The sequence below is a fragment of the Bacteroides sp. AM54-2NS genome, from assembly GCF_003602935.1.
In the GTDB taxonomy this organism is placed as follows: Bacteria; Bacteroidota; Bacteroidia; order Bacteroidales; family Bacteroidaceae; genus Bacteroides; species Bacteroides xylanisolvens.
Window position 1 is genome coordinate 186,736 of the sequence record NZ_QTMZ01000005.1, and the last position, 15,613, is coordinate 202,348.

15 protein-coding genes and 2 pseudogenes are annotated in these 15,613 nt (G+C 42.8%); 16 read left to right on the forward strand and 1 reads right to left on the reverse strand.

The genetic code is table 11. The features are described from left to right. The 10 genes and pseudogenes from map (at window position 1) to DXA05_RS05115 (ending at window position 5,382) form a co-directional block, all read left to right on the forward strand. Window positions 1-792 (forward strand): type I methionyl aminopeptidase, encoded by a 792-nt coding sequence (gene map, locus DXA05_RS05070; RefSeq protein WP_128858870.1) that lies wholly within the window; start codon window positions 1-3, stop codon window positions 790-792. Between the two features lies 1 nt (window position 793). After that, window positions 794-1,012 carry a translation initiation factor IF-1 gene (gene infA, locus DXA05_RS05075; protein WP_002558052.1) on the forward strand — a complete coding sequence of 73 codons (219 nt, stop codon included), beginning with the start codon at window positions 794-796 and terminating at the stop codon, window positions 1,010-1,012. Between the two features lie 8 nt (window positions 1,013-1,020). Beyond that, window positions 1,021-1,137, forward strand: coding sequence for a type B 50S ribosomal protein L36 (gene ykgO, locus DXA05_RS05080; RefSeq protein ID WP_002558051.1), 117 nt, complete (start codon window positions 1,021-1,023; stop codon window positions 1,135-1,137). Between the two features lie 33 nt (window positions 1,138-1,170). Next, window positions 1,171-1,550 (forward strand): annotated as a pseudogene (gene rpsM / locus DXA05_RS05085) (30S ribosomal protein S13). Window positions 1,551-1,561: 11 nt separating this feature from the next. Beyond that, window positions 1,562-1,951, forward strand: a complete 390-nt coding sequence (gene rpsK / locus DXA05_RS05090) for a 30S ribosomal protein S11 (protein ID WP_004296327.1) — start codon at window positions 1,562-1,564, stop codon at window positions 1,949-1,951. 117 nt (window positions 1,952-2,068) lie between these two features. Further along, a complete protein-coding gene (gene rpsD / locus DXA05_RS05095) occupies window positions 2,069-2,674 on the forward strand; it encodes a 30S ribosomal protein S4 (protein WP_004296326.1) in 606 nt (201 codons plus the stop codon). Window positions 2,675-2,685: 11 nt separating this feature from the next. Continuing rightward, window positions 2,686-3,678, forward strand: coding sequence for a DNA-directed RNA polymerase subunit alpha (locus DXA05_RS05100; protein ID WP_004296325.1), 993 nt, complete (start codon window positions 2,686-2,688; stop codon window positions 3,676-3,678). Between the two features lie 3 nt (window positions 3,679-3,681). Then, a complete protein-coding gene (gene rplQ / locus DXA05_RS05105) occupies window positions 3,682-4,185 on the forward strand; it encodes a 50S ribosomal protein L17 (protein WP_004313458.1) in 504 nt (167 codons plus the stop codon). 146 nt (window positions 4,186-4,331) lie between these two features. Next, entirely contained in the window at window positions 4,332-4,727 is a 396-nt protein-coding gene (locus DXA05_RS05110) for a hypothetical protein (protein WP_009040600.1), read from the forward strand. A gap of 112 nt (window positions 4,728-4,839) precedes the next feature. Next, window positions 4,840-5,382, forward strand: coding sequence for a hypothetical protein (locus DXA05_RS05115; protein WP_055236005.1), 543 nt, complete (start codon window positions 4,840-4,842; stop codon window positions 5,380-5,382). 152 nt (window positions 5,383-5,534) lie between these two features. Here DXA05_RS05115 and DXA05_RS05120 read toward each other — a convergent pair whose 3' ends face one another. Next, a complete protein-coding gene (locus DXA05_RS05120; protein ID WP_087318500.1) occupies window positions 5,535-7,349 on the reverse strand; it encodes a MutS family DNA mismatch repair protein in 1,815 nt (604 codons plus the stop codon). Between the two features lie 254 nt (window positions 7,350-7,603). Between DXA05_RS05120 and DXA05_RS05125 the strand changes: the two genes are divergently transcribed. From DXA05_RS05125 to hutH, 6 genes and pseudogenes are all read left to right on the forward strand, one after another. Beyond that, the gene (locus DXA05_RS05125; protein WP_004313462.1) at window positions 7,604-8,248 is read left to right on the forward strand and encodes a DUF6563 family protein; all 645 of its coding nucleotides are present in this window, start codon (window positions 7,604-7,606) and stop codon (window positions 8,246-8,248) included. Between the two features lie 538 nt (window positions 8,249-8,786). Then, the gene (locus DXA05_RS05130; RefSeq protein WP_008023034.1) at window positions 8,787-10,784 is read left to right on the forward strand and encodes a urocanate hydratase; all 1,998 of its coding nucleotides are present in this window, start codon (window positions 8,787-8,789) and stop codon (window positions 10,782-10,784) included. Window positions 10,785-11,010: 226 nt separating this feature from the next. Further along, entirely contained in the window at window positions 11,011-11,913 is a 903-nt protein-coding gene (ftcD, locus tag DXA05_RS05135; RefSeq protein ID WP_117683450.1) for a glutamate formimidoyltransferase, read from the forward strand. Window positions 11,914-12,051: 138 nt separating this feature from the next. After that, window positions 12,052-13,304 (forward strand): annotated as a pseudogene (hutI, locus tag DXA05_RS05140) (imidazolonepropionase). Between the two features lie 35 nt (window positions 13,305-13,339). After that, window positions 13,340-13,969, forward strand: a complete 630-nt coding sequence (locus tag DXA05_RS05145; RefSeq protein WP_008645757.1) for a cyclodeaminase/cyclohydrolase family protein — start codon at window positions 13,340-13,342, stop codon at window positions 13,967-13,969. Next, entirely contained in the window at window positions 13,966-15,465 is a 1,500-nt protein-coding gene (hutH, locus tag DXA05_RS05150) for a histidine ammonia-lyase (RefSeq protein WP_074707574.1), read from the forward strand. Before DXA05_RS05145 ends, hutH begins: the two co-directional genes overlap by 4 nt. Window positions 15,466-15,613: the final 148 nt, after the last annotated feature.

The window sequence follows — 15,613 nt, forward strand, 5'->3', positions numbered from 1 at the left end:
ATTTCTAAAACAGAAGATGAAATAGAATTGCTCCGTCAGAGTAACCTGCTTGTTGGTAAAACTCTTGCAGAGGTTGCCAAACTGGTGAAGCCTGGTGTAACTACACGTGAGTTGGATAAAGTTGCTGAAGAGTTCATTAGAGATCATGGGGCAACTCCAACTTTCAAAGGATTTCCGAATCAATATGGAGAACCGTTTCCCGCATCTCTCTGTACTTCTGTCAATGAACAGGTGGTACATGGAATCCCAGGGGATATCGTACTGAAAGATGGTGATATCGTATCAGTGGATTGCGGAACTTACATGAATGGTTTCTGTGGTGATTCTGCTTATACTTTTTGTGTAGGAGAGGTAGACGAAGAGATTCGTAACTTGTTGAAGGTAACTAAAGAAGCGTTATATATTGGCATCCAGAACGCAGTGCAAGGTAAAAGAATTGGTGATATCGGATATGCTATTCAGCAATATTGTGAGTCTCATTCTTATGGTGTAGTGCGTGAGTTTGTTGGCCATGGCATCGGTAAAGAGATGCACGAAGATCCTCAGGTTCCTAACTATGGTAAAAGAGGATATGGACCATTGATGAAAAGAGGCCTTTGCATAGCGATAGAGCCGATGATAACATTGGGAGACCGACAAGTGATAATGGAAAGTGACGGATGGACTGTGAGGACCAGAGATCGTAAATGTGCTGCACATTTTGAGCATACGATAGCTGTTGGAGCTGGTGAAGCTGATATTTTGTCTTCATTCAAATTCATAGAAGAAGTTTTAGGAGATAAAGCAATATAATATGGCAAAGCAATCTGCAATAGAACAAGATGGAGTTATAGTTGAAGCATTGTCAAATGCAATGTTTCGTGTTGAATTAGAAAACGGACATGAGATTACCGCACATATTTCAGGCAAGATGAGGATGCATTACATCAAGATCCTGCCGGGAGATAAAGTGAGAGTCGAAATGTCTCCTTACGACTTATCGAAAGGAAGAATTGTGTTTAGATATAAATAAAATAAGATATGAAAGTAAGAGCATCATTAAAGAAACGCACGCCAGAATGTAAGATCGTTAGACGTAATGGCCGTTTGTATGTTATTAACAAGAAAAATCCTAAGTATAAACAACGTCAAGGATAATTTGTTATTTTTGCAAAAAAAATAATTTAGTATATGGCTATAAGAATAGTTGGTGTAGATTTACCTCAGAACAAAAGAGGTGAAATTGCGTTGACCTATGTATATGGAATAGGTCGCAGTAGTTCAGCAAAAATTTTAGATAAAGCTGGTGTAGATAAAGATCTGAAGGTTAAAGACTGGACAGATGATCAAGCTGCTAAGATTCGTGAGATTATCGGTGCAGAGTATAAAGTAGAAGGTGATCTTCGTTCTGAAATCCAATTGAACATTAAGCGATTAATGGATATTGGTTGCTATCGTGGTGTACGTCACCGTATTGGTCTGCCTGTTAGAGGTCAGAGCACTAAGAACAATGCACGTACTCGTAAGGTAGAAAGAAAACCGTTGCTAATAAGAAAAAAGCTACTAAATAATAATTGTTGATATGGCAAAAAAAACAGTTGCAGCTAAAAAGAGAAATGTGAAAGTAGACGCTAATGGACAGTTGCATGTTCATTCATCTTTCAACAATATTATTGTTTCTCTTGCAAATAGTGAAGGGCAGATTATCTCTTGGTCATCTGCTGGTAAAATGGGATTTAGAGGTTCTAAAAAGAATACTCCTTATGCAGCTCAGATGGCTGCCCAGGATTGTGCAAAGATTGCATTCGATCTTGGCCTGAGAAAGGTAAAAGCATATGTGAAGGGTCCAGGTAACGGACGTGAGTCTGCTATTAGAACTATCCACGGTGCTGGTATCGAAGTTACTGAAATCATTGACGTGACTCCGCTTCCACATAATGGTTGTCGTCCTCCGAAAAGACGTAGAGTTTAATTTACCTTTAACTTACACAATGATCTTGATTTTGTTTTTGGATTACATTAATTTCTCTCTGTAATCGCGGCTGCAACAAATTGAGTTCATGAATAAACAATTAAATATTTAAAAGAAATGGCTAGATATACTGGACCAAAATCGAGAATCGCCCGTAAATTCGGTGAAGGAATCTTTGGAGCTGACAAAGTTTTGTCAAAGAAGAACTATCCTCCCGGACAACATGGTAATTCAAGAAAAAGAAAAACTTCTGAATACGGTGTGCAACTTCGTGAAAAACAGAAAGCTAAATACACCTATGGAGTTTTGGAAAAACAATTCCGCAATTTGTTTGAAAAAGCAGCTACTGCTAAAGGTATTACCGGTGAGGTACTTCTTCAATTGCTGGAAGGCCGTCTTGACAACGTAGTATTCCGTTTGGGTATTGCTCCTACACGTGCTGCTGCTCGTCAGTTGGTTAGTCACAAGCACATCACTGTAGATGGTGAAGTAGTAAACATTCCTTCATTTGCAGTAAAACCAGGACAATTGATTGGTGTTCGTGAAAGATCTAAGTCTTTGGAAGTAATTGCTAATTCTCTTGCAGGTTTCAATCACAGCAAGTATGCTTGGTTGGAATGGGACGAGGCTTCAAAGGTTGGTAAAATGTTGCACATACCTGAAAGAGCAGACATTCCTGAGAACATTAAAGAACATTTGATCGTTGAATTGTATTCTAAATAATAATTAATTTCATGGCGATATTAGCATTTCAAAAACCTGATAAAGTATTAATGTTGGAGGCGGACTCCAGATTCGGAAAATTCGAATTCCGTCCGTTGGAACCGGGTTTTGGTATTACTGTAGGTAATGCATTACGCCGTATCCTTCTTTCTTCATTAGAGGGTTTTGCTATCACTACTATCAGAATCGATGGTGTGGAGCATGAATTTTCTAGTGTACCTGGAGTAAAAGAGGATGTTACCAACATTATCTTGAATCTGAAACAAGTGAGATTCAAGCAAGTAGTTGAAGAGTTCGAGAGCGAAAAAGTGAGCATCACTGTCGAGAATTCCAGTGAATTTAAAGCAGGTGACATAGGTAAGTATTTGACTGGATTTGAAGTGTTAAATCCGGAATTAGTTATTTGTCATTTAGATTCTAAGTCAACTATGCAGATTGATATTACTATTAACAAGGGTCGTGGTTATGTACCTGCTGATGAAAATCGCGAGTATTGCACGGATGTTAATGTAATTCCAATCGACTCTATTTATACACCGATACGTAATGTCAAGTATGCTGTAGAAAACTTCCGTGTAGAGCAGAAGACTGACTACGAAAAGCTAGTGCTTGAAATTAGTACCGACGGTTCTATACACCCGAAAGAAGCGCTGAAAGAAGCTGCAAAAATTCTGATTTATCACTTCATGTTGTTCTCTGACGAGAAGATCACGCTTGAAAGTAATGATACTGATGGCAATGAAGAGTTTGATGAAGAAGTATTGCACATGCGTCAGCTGTTGAAAACTAAACTCGTTGATATGGACTTGTCAGTTCGTGCCCTCAATTGCTTGAAGGCTGCTGACGTAGAAACTCTCGGCGACTTGGTACAATTCAACAAAACTGACCTGCTGAAATTCAGAAACTTCGGAAAGAAATCGCTTACCGAGCTTGATGATTTGCTGGAAAGTCTGAATCTGTCGTTTGGAACCGACATTTCTAAATATAAATTAGATAAAGAATAAAAAATGAGACATAATAAAAAATTCAATCATTTAGGTCGTACTGCTTCTCATAGAAGCGCTATGTTATCTAACATGGCTTGCTCTTTGATCAAGCACAAAAGAATCACTACGACTGTTGCAAAGGCGAAAGCTTTGAAGAAGTTTGTTGAGCCTTTGATTACTAAGTCTAAAGAAGATACTACGAACTCTCGTCGTGTTGTATTTAGCAACTTGCAAGATAAGATTGCAGTAACAGAGTTGTTCAAAGAAATCTCTGTTAAGATTGCTGATCGTCCGGGTGGTTATACTCGTATTATCAAGACTGGTAACCGTTTGGGTGACAACGCAGAAATGTGCTTTATTGAGTTGGTTGACTACAATGAAAACATGGCTAAGGAAAAAGTTGCTAAGAAAGCTACTCGTACTCGTCGTTCGAAGAAAGCTGCTGAAGCTGCTCCTGCTGCTGTTGAAGCTCCTGCAACTGAAGCTCCTAAGGCTGAAGAACCAAAAGCTGAATCGGCTGAATAATTTTACAGTTATTCTTATAGATATAAAAAAGCTACCTTCAAAGGTAGCCTTTTTTGTTTGTCTGCCGTTTATTAATACTAAGATACATTAAAATATATCCTAATTAAACTTTTCATAGAGAGAATCTGTTATATTTGCAGGTGAATATGGCAAAATTTGTAAAGGTAATATTGTTTCTGTTGCTGACAGTTGCTTTTCATAGCATAGCAGGCAATGTCTCTACCGAAAAAATGGTGGATAAGCAGGGGTGTGATATTACATATGCTATGGGGCAGCGTGGGGAAATCTGTGCACCCGATCTTCCGGGTAAGCCTGTGGCTGAATTGACCAATTTGCAGAGCCATCAAATATCTGTGACACGTATTCAACGTGTACAGCTTGGAGAATATTTCTTTTCTTTAAAGAATGCGCTACAAGGTTGTGCTGATCGTGAGAGCTCACTATCACAACACTGGGGGCGGATTTATGATACAACAACTTCCTATTATTGCCAGCCATCGAGTGAATACTATGTATACACCTTGAGGCGTATAATTATTTAGCAGTATATTTATTGGTATTGTTTATTTTGTGGTTACTGGTATCTTCTGTATACTGGTGATACTACTTCTTTTTATCTTTATATTTTTACTAATAAATTAAACTTTAAATATTATGGCAACTACTCAAACGATTGATGCTACTATATTCGCATCTACACACCCCGATATCGCTAAACGCATAAGTGTTTCAGGAGTTTTAATCTCTTCTGTTATGTTATTGATTGGTATTTTAGCTTTTGCTTCAACATTCGAATTGGATGACAAGTCTTCTACAACCAGTATGGCTTTGATGGTTTTGGGGACAGGTTTATTTCTTATGGGAATTTTCCGTCTTTTCTGGAAATCAAAGGAGGTTGTTTATTTACCAACAAAAAGTGTGGCTAAAGAGCATAGTGTATTCTTTGATTTGAAGCATATGGATGCTTTGAAAAATCTTGTAAATTCGGGTTCATTCTCCGCTGATTCGAAAATAAAAAGCGAGGCTAGTGGTAATATACGTATGGATGTGATACTTTCTGCTGATAAAAAGTTTGCAGCTGTACAGTTATTCCAATTTGTACCTTACACGTATCAGCCAATAACATCGGTGCAGTATTTCACTAATGAAAAAGCTTCTGCGATAGTCGCTTTTTTGTCGAAAAGTAAAATACAATAAGTATATATCTATAACACCTGTTTGACTTTGTTTTTTCCGACACATTAAAACTATGCAGTTTGAAACTTTATATTGAGTTTGCTGCTACTAAATAAAACAGGTTTTAGATGTTACTGTAAAAGATAACTTTGATTTTCATACGAAGATGGGGATTAGTCGTTAATGACGGCGATCCCCATTTTTTTCATTAAGAAGCAGGCGTTCATGTTTTGAGCAACTCCGTTTCTCATTTGATATGAGAAGGTGAGTTCATTGTTGGTAATGTCGGCTTCGAAACAGTAATTTCGGATATTTTGTGGGAAGGACTCTATTAAAGTCCCTAATAACAAGTCATGGGTGGCGATGATACCGTTGGCGTTCATGTGCATGAATTGTTTGATAAGGGCGAAAGAGCCTTTCTGTTTGTCCATGGAGTTGGTGCCTTTCAGTATTTCATCAAGGATGATGAAAAGCTCTTCCCCGGCTTCAAGTTTGTCTATGATTAATTTAAGTCGCTTGAGTTCTGCAAAGAAATAAGATTCGTTGTTAGCTAGGGAATCACTGGTTCGAAGGCTGGTAACGAGACGGGCCGGATATATTTTCATTTGCTTTGCCCAAACGGGAGCTCCTATACATGCCAGTAGATAGTTTACTCCTACAGTACGTAAATAAGTACTCTTGCCTGCCATATTGGCGCCTGTGATTATAATAAAGAAAGGACGTTTTTCAATGTCTATTCCGTTACGCACACATTGGTTGCGATCCATTAGGGGATGCCCCAAGGCTTCAGCTTGTAGGTGGAAAGATTGAGCAGCGATAGTGGGGTAAATATAATCCGGATGATTATATGCGAATGTTGCCAGGGAACAATAGGCATCTATTTCTCCGATTGTTTCTATCCATCGGGGGAGGTCGGAGGCATGAATCTCTTTCCACTTCTCGATTCGCATCACCTGTCGTAGCTCCCAAAATATCAGTCCGTTGAGTATAGTACTCATGAGCAGATTGCTTCGTTGGTCGAGTGCGTTCATCAGTTTAGAAAGCTGGCGGACTGCTTGAGAAGCGGTTTGATTTTGACTTGTAAGGTCCGCTTTTAACTCTTGCAGTATATGACTGTGCATTTCTTTTTGTTCAGTGAGCAGAATTTGGTCAGCGTATGTCGAAAGAACCTGCAGCTTTTCTCCGTAGGTTGTTTGCAGTTTAGTGATTCCTTTAGAGAAAATAGTACTGAATAATACAAAGCTGACAAATACTCCTCCTGCAATGTTAGCCGAGATAATGCCTAAAATGGCTAGACTTATACATAAGAAATTAATGACGGTAACCGCTATTGGGAGGATACGCAGGAGCGTACGTTTTCGATAATAACTCGGACTGGCTGCCCATTCTTTGATTTCGGTGGTATCGGCAGGTTTTCCTTTATAGAGTAATCCGAGTAAGCGGATTTGTTGGCGATATTCCAAATCGGTGGAGAGTTCCCGGATGGCTTCCTGGCGGTGGTCAATAGCTGCTTTATTTTCCAGATGTGCATTGAACCAGTTTGCGAGATGTTGCTTGCCGATAGGGGTTGCGGTGCGGTTGATGTATTGGAAGAGAGAGTGTTCGCCAAATACATCCAGATCAAGAGTGTAGAGGTGAGACGGGTTAATGAATTCTTTTCCATCGTCAAAATCGGAAAAATCATATTGTATGGCACGTAGTTCCTGCTCGTTGATTTCTATTTTCTTTTTCAGAAAGTCTTTTCGGTAGAACCAGAAATTATGGCGTTTTACTAACCAAATGAATAAGATAAAGGGTAGGACAGCGAATGCAGAGAGGCATAGCCAACCGTCAGACCAAAAAATAATGGCATTTGCTACGGCTCCTACGAATAAGATAAGTCGAAGAAGACTTATATAATAGATACGTTTTCGTGCATTCTGTAACTCCAGTTCTGTTTTCTGAATGATTTGCTGATATGTGGTAATGATCTGTTCTAGTTTTTCCATGACAAATTTAAATCTTTTGCGCAAAGGTAATATAATTCATAACGGTCGGGATAGGAGCTTGTTTTTGTCAAGAGTAGATTTACTGTTTATTAACGGAAGTAGGAAGATGTGTGGGCTTGGATTATAACTCGTCTTGATAATGTTGTTGTTAGCTGGAAGAAATTTTCAATATTTCTTTTCTCATTCTTGCATTTATCCGCTAAAATTTATAACTTTCCACTCGAAAAGGCGTTAGACAGGAAAGGAGGATGCTTATGAAGAAAGGATGTATCTTATGTTTGCTGATAAGCGTGATTAGCCTTCCGTTAATTGCGCAGAATATTATTTATTCCAACCTGAAAGAGTTGCTGACTCAACATGGCGATACCACTGCTGTGTTGCGTGTAGAAAAACGTTCCAGAAATCAGATTGTATTAACAGGAGGGGCTGATTACCGGATAACGGCCGGTGATGACGAGTCGATGTGCCGGCGTTTGAAGAAGCGTTGTTTTGCTGTGCGTGACGAAAAAGGAAATTTATATTTGAACTGTCGTAAGTTGCGCTATAAGAAATTGCGTTTTGGAGCATGGTATGCTCCTGCCGTTCAGTTAGGCAAAAACATCTATTTTTGTGCGATGCCTTTAGGATCAGTCATCGGAGGCAACTTTGTGGAAGAAGATGATGTAAAACTAGGAGGAAATATAGGCGATGCTCTTGCCGCTTCAAGTCTGGTTACAAAACGTGTTTGCTATGAATTGAATGGTGAAACGGGAAAAGTCGACTTTCTGGGGAAAGATAGAATGCTGCAATTATTGAAGAATTATCCGGAACTGAAACAAGCATATTTGAAAGATGATAGTCAGGAGGCAAAGCATACTTTTAAATATCTGTTAGAGTTGCAGAATAAACAAAAGAAATAATTCCATTAATTGCGGTTGGTATCGTATAAAAAGCCCTATCAATAATACAATCATCTATATAATGATATTATTGAGATGCGGGTTACGCTAGTTATACAAATTCCACCGATTTCATAGCGTTGATTTTAGAAAGGGCTGCTATTTGCTTTACTAAAGATTCTCTTTTATTTTAATGAAAGGTTTTTTACCAACGATCCTTCCATTCATTTTAATGAAAAGTCTATTTTTAGCTTTAGTGAAGCTCCGCCATTCGTTTTAATGATAGTTTTGCTATTTACCGTAATGCCCCCTGCTATCTACTTTAATGAAAGGTCTATCTATCTGTTTTGACAAAACGGTTTGTATTCGTGCCTGTATAAAAGCATAAGAGAGTTTTGACATCGCTTGTGTCTTGTTCTTCTATCAAACTGTAAATGTAATAATACCTTTCTGATAATAAATCTGTCAAATCTCTTGTCTTTTATCTTCTTTTTTTCTATCTTGCGAAGAGTTATAAGACTGTATTGCTTACAGTTTGTAATCCTTAATTCTGTTTATTATGAGAATAACTCTTGGCAACACACTACCTCCTTATCCGGATTTTGTAGAAGGTATCCGGAGAGCTCCCGACCGTGGTTATACACTTACCCCGGCGCAGACAATCACTGCATTAAAAAACGCTTTGCGTTATATTCCTACCGAGTGGCACGAACAATTGGCTCCTGAATTGATGGAAGAGCTACGCACTCGCGGGCGGATTTACGGATACCGTTTCCGTCCTGCCGGCGACCTGAAAGCCAAACCGATTGACGAATATCGGGGACAATGCATTGAAGGCAAAGCTTTTCAGGTAATGATTGACAATAACCTTTGCTTCGATATAGCATTATATCCCTACGAACTAGTCACTTACGGTGAAACCGGACAAGTCTGCCAAAACTGGATGCAATATCGACTGATAAAACAATACCTCGAAGAACTTACCCAAGAACAGACGCTGGTTATTGAGTCCGGACATCCATTAGGGCTTTTCCGCTCCCGTCCCGATGCTCCCCGCGTTATAATAACCAATTCGATGATGATCGGGCAATTCGACAATCAACATGATTGGCATATTGCTGCCCAGATGGGAGTTGCCAATTACGGACAAATGACCGCTGGCGGCTGGATGTATATCGGTCCTCAAGGAATTGTGCATGGCACTTTCAATACCCTCCTCAATGCCGGGCGATTGAAACTGGGGATTTCCCAAGATCAGGATCTGCGGGGACATTTATTTGTATCTTCCGGCTTGGGAGGAATGAGCGGCGCACAACCCAAAGCGGCGGAGATAGCAGGAGCAGTCTCCATTATAGCCGAAGTAGATAGTTCGCGTATTGAAACCCGCCACCGCCAGGGATGGGTGGGACACGTGACTGCGGATATAGCCGAAGCATACCGGATGGCATCTCAAGCAATGCAACATCGTGAACCCTGCTCGATAGCCTATCACGGCAATGTCGTAGATCTGCTCGAATATGCCGAACGCGAAAGAATTCCTATTGAATTATTATCCGATCAAACCTCCTGTCATGCCGTTTACGAAGGCGGTTACTGCCCTGCCGGACTAACTTTTGAAGAACGCACACGCCTTCTTCACGAATCTCCGGAACAATTCCGTCACTTGGTAGATATATCCTTGCATCGTCATTTCGAAGTTATCAAGAAACTCGTAGCCCGCGGAACCTATTTCTTTGATTATGGAAACTCCTTCATGAAAGCCATATACGATGCCGGAGTAAAAGAAATCTCCCGTAATGGTGTTGATGAAAAGGACGGATTTATCTGGCCAAGCTATGTTGAAGATATTATGGGACCCCAACTCTTTGATTATGGCTACGGTCCGTTCAGATGGGTTTGCTTGAGTGGCAAACACGAAGATCTGATAAAAACAGACCATGCGGCTATGGAATGTATCGACGTCAATCGGCGCGGTCAGGATCTTGACAATTACAACTGGATACGGGATGCCGAAAAGAATCAGCTCGTGGTGGGTACACAGGCACGTATTCTGTATCAGGATGCAGTCGGGAGAATGAACATAGCCCTCCGTTTCAATGAGATGGTCCGCCGGGGCGAAGTAGGTCCTATCATGCTGGGGAGAGACCACCACGACGTAAGCGGAACGGATTCCCCTTTCCGGGAGACATCGAATATCAAAGACGGAAGCAATGTGATGGCAGATATGGCAGTGCAATGCTTTGCCGGAAATTGTGCCCGTGGAATGAGCTTGGTAGCTTTGCACAATGGCGGTGGAGTCGGTATTGGCAAAGCAGTCAATGGCGGCTTCGGTATGGTATGCGACGGTAGCGAACGGGTAGATGAAATACTCCGTTCGGCAATGCTTTGGGATGTGATGGGCGGAGTAGCTCGTCGCTCATGGGCGCGTAATCCGCATGCGATGGAGACAAGCGAAGCATTTAATGACTCCCATGCAAGAGACTATCAGATAACAATGCCGTATGTAGCAGACGAAGAACTTATAAAGAAGATAGTCCCATATATTGTGGGAAAATAGTATCACATATTATGGGAATTTATTCTCTTAATATGAGAGAATAATTCCATAATATATGGAACTGTTTAAACATGTAGCTGTTTAGTATAAACCATGCGGTTATTCGGTATGAAACTCGTGTGAACCGTGCCTGTTCATATAAGGACTATTTGGCAAGAACACTTGTTTGATGTAAAACATATAATTATTCAGTTGAATATAACCTCTATAATAATAGATATTTGATATGAGTTGGAATAAAATTATTGAATGCGTCCCCAATTTTAGTGAGGGACGTGATTTAGAGAAAATAGATCAGATAGTAGCCCCTTTTCGTATTAAGGCCGGGGTAAAACTGCTTGATTACAGTAATGATGAAGATCATAACCGTCTGGTTGTAACCCTTGTCGGCGAGCCGGAAGCTCTGTACGAAGCAATCGTTGAAGCCGTCGGTGTCGCTGTCCGTTTGATAGACCTGAATCAGCATACCGGGCAACATCCCCGTATGGGAGCAGTCGATGTCATCCCTTTCATCCCGATTAAGAATACCAGTATGGAAGAAGCCATCGAACTATCCAAGAAAGTAGCCGCAAAAGTAGCCGAGATCTATCATCTTCCTGTCTTCCTGTATGAGAAGTCCGCAACTTCACCGCATCGGGAAAATCTCGCTTCCGTTCGTAAAGGAGAATTTGAAGGCATGGCCGAAAAAATCAAACTACCCGAATGGCAACCAGATTTCGGACCTGCCGAACGTCACCCAACCGCAGGTACAGTCGCCATCGGAGCCCGTATGCCGCTCGTTGCCTACAATATCAATCTTAGTACGGACAATCTGGAAATAGCTACCAAGATAGCAAAGAATATCCGCCATATCAACGGAGGGCTCCGTTATGTGAAAGCAATGGGAGTGGAGCTAAAGGAGAGAAACATCACCCAGGTATCCATAAACATGACCGACTATACCCGTACTGCCCTTTACCGCGCCTTCGAACTGGTACGTATCGAAGCCCGCCGCTATGGTGTTACGATTGTCGGTAGTGAAATCATTGGCCTCGTACCGATGGAAGCCCTGATTGATACAGCTTCCTACTATCTCGGACTCGAAAACTTTTCCATGCAGCAAGTTCTGGAAGCCCGTATCATGGAATAGCCGGTAAAGAAATATGTTAGCGAATATTCAATCCAAATCAGAACGGATGTTTTACAGGAGAACCTGCCTGATAAAAAACAACGGATCAAGAAGCAGGATGAATGAAACAAGAATAAACAAAGATAATTCGGATAATTTATGAGTGAAAACCTAATCATATTCAATGCCCGTATCGTAACCCCCATCGGCTTTTCCGCCCGTAAAGGAGAAGAAATGTCCCAACTGCAAGTCATAGAAAACGGAACCGTGGAAGTCACCAAAGGAATCATCACCTACGTTGGTGAGAACCGTGGCGAGGACCGCGATGGTTACTACCAACACTACTGGCATTATAACGCTCGCGGACACTGCCTCTTGCCCGGCTTCGTCGATTCCCATACCCATTTTGTGTTTGGCGGAGAACGTTCCGAAGAATTCTCCTGGCGTCTGAATGGCGAAAGCTATATGTCGATTATGGAGCGGGGAGGCGGAATCGCAAGCACCGTAAAAGCCACCCGACAAATGAACTTCCTGAACTCCGTTCAGCAGCCGAAGGCTTCCTGAAAAGAATGAGCACAATGGGCGTGACCACCGTAGAAGGTAAAAGCGGCTACGGGCTGGATCGGGAAACCGAACTATTGCAGCTAAAGATAATGCGTAGCCTGAACAACACCGAGCATAAACGTGTCGATATAGTCTCCACCTTCCTCGGTGCCCATGCCCTTCCCGAAGAATATGCAGGAAGAAGCGACGAATACATCGACTTCCTGATTCGTGAAATGCTTCCTCTTGTCCGTGCCGATGAACTGGCAGAGTGTTGCGATGTCTTTTGCGAGCAAGGCGTTTTCTCTATTGAACAGTCCCGACGCCTGCTTCAGGCAGCCAAAGAACACGGCTTCCTGTTGAAACTCCATGCTGACGAAATCGTCTCCCTCGGTGGAGCTGAACTGGCAGCCGAACTGGGAGCACTGTCTGCCGACCACCTCCTGCACGCTTCTGATGTTGGCATCCGTGCAATGGCCGATGCCGGAGTAGTAGCCACCCTGTTACCTTTGACAGCTTTTGCTCTGAAAGAACCCTACGCACGCGGTCGTGAAATGATTGACTCCGGCTGTGCGGTAGCACTTGCCACCGACCTGAATCCCGGCAGTTGTTTCTCCGGTTCTATCCCGCTGACCATTGCTCTGGCCTGCATCTATATGAAAATGAGTATCGAAGAAACCATCACCGCCCTGACCCTGAACGGAGCTGCCGCCCTTCAGCGAGCCGACCGGATCGGAAGCATCGAAGTAGGCAAACAAGGCGATTTTATCGTTCTCAATTCCGACAACTATCATATTCTACCTTATTATATAGGCATGAACTGTGTAATCATGACTATTAAAGGCGGTATGCTGTATCCCGTTGCTTAATAGTTGACCCAATTAATCACTTAAAACAAAATACCATGTTAGCAGATTTAACCGTAAAAGATTTCTTAGATAAAGTAGCTTGCAGTGACCCTGTACCCGGTGGAGGTAGTATTGCCGCTTTGGATGGAGCGCTAGCTTCCGCCCTTTCTACAATGGTAGCACGGCTCACCGTAGGAAAAAAGGGATACGAAGCCAGTGAAGAAGTAATGCAGCACGCACAAACAATCACCCTCCGTTTGCTGGACGAATTTATTGCACTTATCGATAAAGATTCCGCTGCCTACAACGAAGTCTTTGCCTGCTTCAAACTTCCTAAAACAACCGACGAAGAGAAAGCCGCCCGAAGTGCCGCCATTCAGGAAGCAACCAAACAAGCCGCCCTCGTCCCGCTGGAAGTAGCCCGCAAAGCCCTGGATATGATGTCCGTCATAGCAGATGTTGCCCGCTTGGGCAACCGCAATGCCGTCACAGATGCTTGTGTAGCCATGATGGCCGCCCGTTCCGCCGTATTGGGAGCCTTGCTGAACGTCCGTATCAACCTCGGTTCGCTCAAAGACAGAGATTTTGTCCTCCAACTGCAAACCGAAGCCGATACAATCGAGCAAACCGCCTGCCGGAGAGAAAAAGAATTGTTGGATGCCGTAAATCAAGACCTGCGCGTATGAGTAAGAATGTATATCATATCGGTTCCGGAGCATTGACCTTCGAAATCATCGAACGAATTATCAACGAAAACCTGAAACTGGAACTAGCTCCCGAAGCCAAGTTGCGCATCCAGAAATGTCGCGACTACCTCGATCACAAAATAGCTTCTTCCGAAGAACCGCTGTACGGTATAACAACCGGTTTCGGCTCTTTATGTACCAAAAATATTTCTCCCGACGAACTCGGTACGCTTCAGGAGAACCTGATAAAAAGCCATGCTTGCAGCGTAGGCGAAGAAATCCGCCCCGTCATCATCAAACTGATGATGCTCCTCAAAGCCCACGCTCTCTCATTAGGACATAGCGGAGTACAAGTAATCACCGTACAACGCATCCTCGACTTCTTCAACAATGACGTCATGCCCATCGTCTATGACCGTGGCTCCCTTGGAGCCTCCGGCGACCTTGCACCGCTCGCCAATCTTTTCCTCCCCCTGATTGGTGTCGGCGATGTCTACTATAAAGGGAAAAAGTGCGAAGCCATCAGCGTACTCGACGAATTCGGCTGGGAACCCGTCAAACTAATGAGTAAAGAAGGACTGGCCCTGCTTAACGGCACCCAATTTATGAGCGCCAACGGTGTATTCGCTATGCTCAAAGCCTTCCGCCTCTCAAAAAAAGCCGACCTCATAGCCGCCCTTTCCCTCGAAGCCTTTGATGGTCGTATCGACCCGTTTATGGACTGCATCCAGCAAATCCGCCCCCATCAGGGACAAATCGAGACAGGCGAAGCCTTCCGCAAACTATTGGCCGGCAGCGAACTTATCGAACGTCACAAAGAACACGTTCAAGATCCCTACTCCTTCCGTTGCATCCCGCAAGTACACGGTGCCACGAAAGACGCCATCCGCTACGTTGCCTCCGTATTGCTGACCGAAATCAATTCCGTCACGGACAACCCCACCATCTTCCCCGATGAAGACCGGATCATCTCCGGCGGAAACTTCCACGGGCAACCGCTTGCCATCTCTTATGACTTCCTTGCCATCGCTTTGGCCGAATTGGGAAATATCTCCGAACGCCGTGTCTCCCAACTGATTATGGGACTCCGCGGACTACCTGAATTCCTGGTTGCCAACCCCGGTCTGAACTCCGGCTTTATGATTCCGCAATATGCCGCCGCTTCGATGGTCAGCCAGAATAAAATGTACTGCTATGCGGCTTCGAGCGACTCCATCGTCTCCTCCAACGGACAGGAAGACCACGTAAGCATGGGCGCCAACGCCGCTACCAAACTCTATAAAGTGATGGACAACCTGGAACATATCCTTGCCATCGAACTGATGAATGCTGCACAAGGCATCGACTTCCGTCGTCCGCTGAAAACTTCTCCCGTTCTTGAACGTTTCCTTCATGTCTATCGGAAAGAAGTGCCTTTTGTGAAAGATGATATCGTGATGTACAAGGAGATACATAAAACAGTCGCCTTCCTGAAGAGGACACAAATTGACTATTGACCATAAACCAACCCTTTTTCGCTTTTCGTTAATAATGGTGACTGTTGTTGCCGGGTAAGTGTTGATTCTATCGACATTTATCCGGCATTTGTCGATTATAATCCCTCTGCCGGCGATAAAACTTTACTTCGTATTCCCATCATTCCTA

What these genes read in the sequence shown, in the direction of transcription:
- infA (WP_002558052.1), top strand. Translation starts at nt 794, where the DNA reads ATGGCAAAGCAATCTGCAATAGAACAAGATGGAGTTATAGTTGAAGCA.
- ykgO (WP_002558051.1), top strand. Translation starts at nt 1,021, where the DNA reads ATGAAAGTAAGAGCATCATTAAAGAAACGCACGCCAGAATGTAAGATC.
- rpsK (WP_004296327.1), top strand. Translation starts at nt 1,562, where the DNA reads ATGGCAAAAAAAACAGTTGCAGCTAAAAAGAGAAATGTGAAAGTAGAC.
- rpsD (WP_004296326.1), top strand. Translation starts at nt 2,069, where the DNA reads ATGGCTAGATATACTGGACCAAAATCGAGAATCGCCCGTAAATTCGGT.
- DXA05_RS05100 (WP_004296325.1), top strand. Translation starts at nt 2,686, where the DNA reads ATGGCGATATTAGCATTTCAAAAACCTGATAAAGTATTAATGTTGGAG.
- rplQ (WP_004313458.1), top strand. Translation starts at nt 3,682, where the DNA reads ATGAGACATAATAAAAAATTCAATCATTTAGGTCGTACTGCTTCTCAT.
- DXA05_RS05110 (WP_009040600.1), top strand. Translation starts at nt 4,332, where the DNA reads ATGGCAAAATTTGTAAAGGTAATATTGTTTCTGTTGCTGACAGTTGCT.
- DXA05_RS05115 (WP_055236005.1), top strand. Translation starts at nt 4,840, where the DNA reads ATGGCAACTACTCAAACGATTGATGCTACTATATTCGCATCTACACAC.
- DXA05_RS05120 (WP_087318500.1), bottom strand. Translation starts at nt 7,349, where the DNA reads ATGGAAAAACTAGAACAGATCATTACCACATATCAGCAAATCATTCAG.
- DXA05_RS05125 (WP_004313462.1), top strand. Translation starts at nt 7,604, where the DNA reads ATGAAGAAAGGATGTATCTTATGTTTGCTGATAAGCGTGATTAGCCTT.
- DXA05_RS05130 (WP_008023034.1), top strand. Translation starts at nt 8,787, where the DNA reads ATGAGAATAACTCTTGGCAACACACTACCTCCTTATCCGGATTTTGTA.
- ftcD (WP_117683450.1), top strand. Translation starts at nt 11,011, where the DNA reads ATGAGTTGGAATAAAATTATTGAATGCGTCCCCAATTTTAGTGAGGGA.
- DXA05_RS05145 (WP_008645757.1), top strand. Translation starts at nt 13,340, where the DNA reads ATGTTAGCAGATTTAACCGTAAAAGATTTCTTAGATAAAGTAGCTTGC.
- hutH (WP_074707574.1), top strand. Translation starts at nt 13,966, where the DNA reads ATGAGTAAGAATGTATATCATATCGGTTCCGGAGCATTGACCTTCGAA.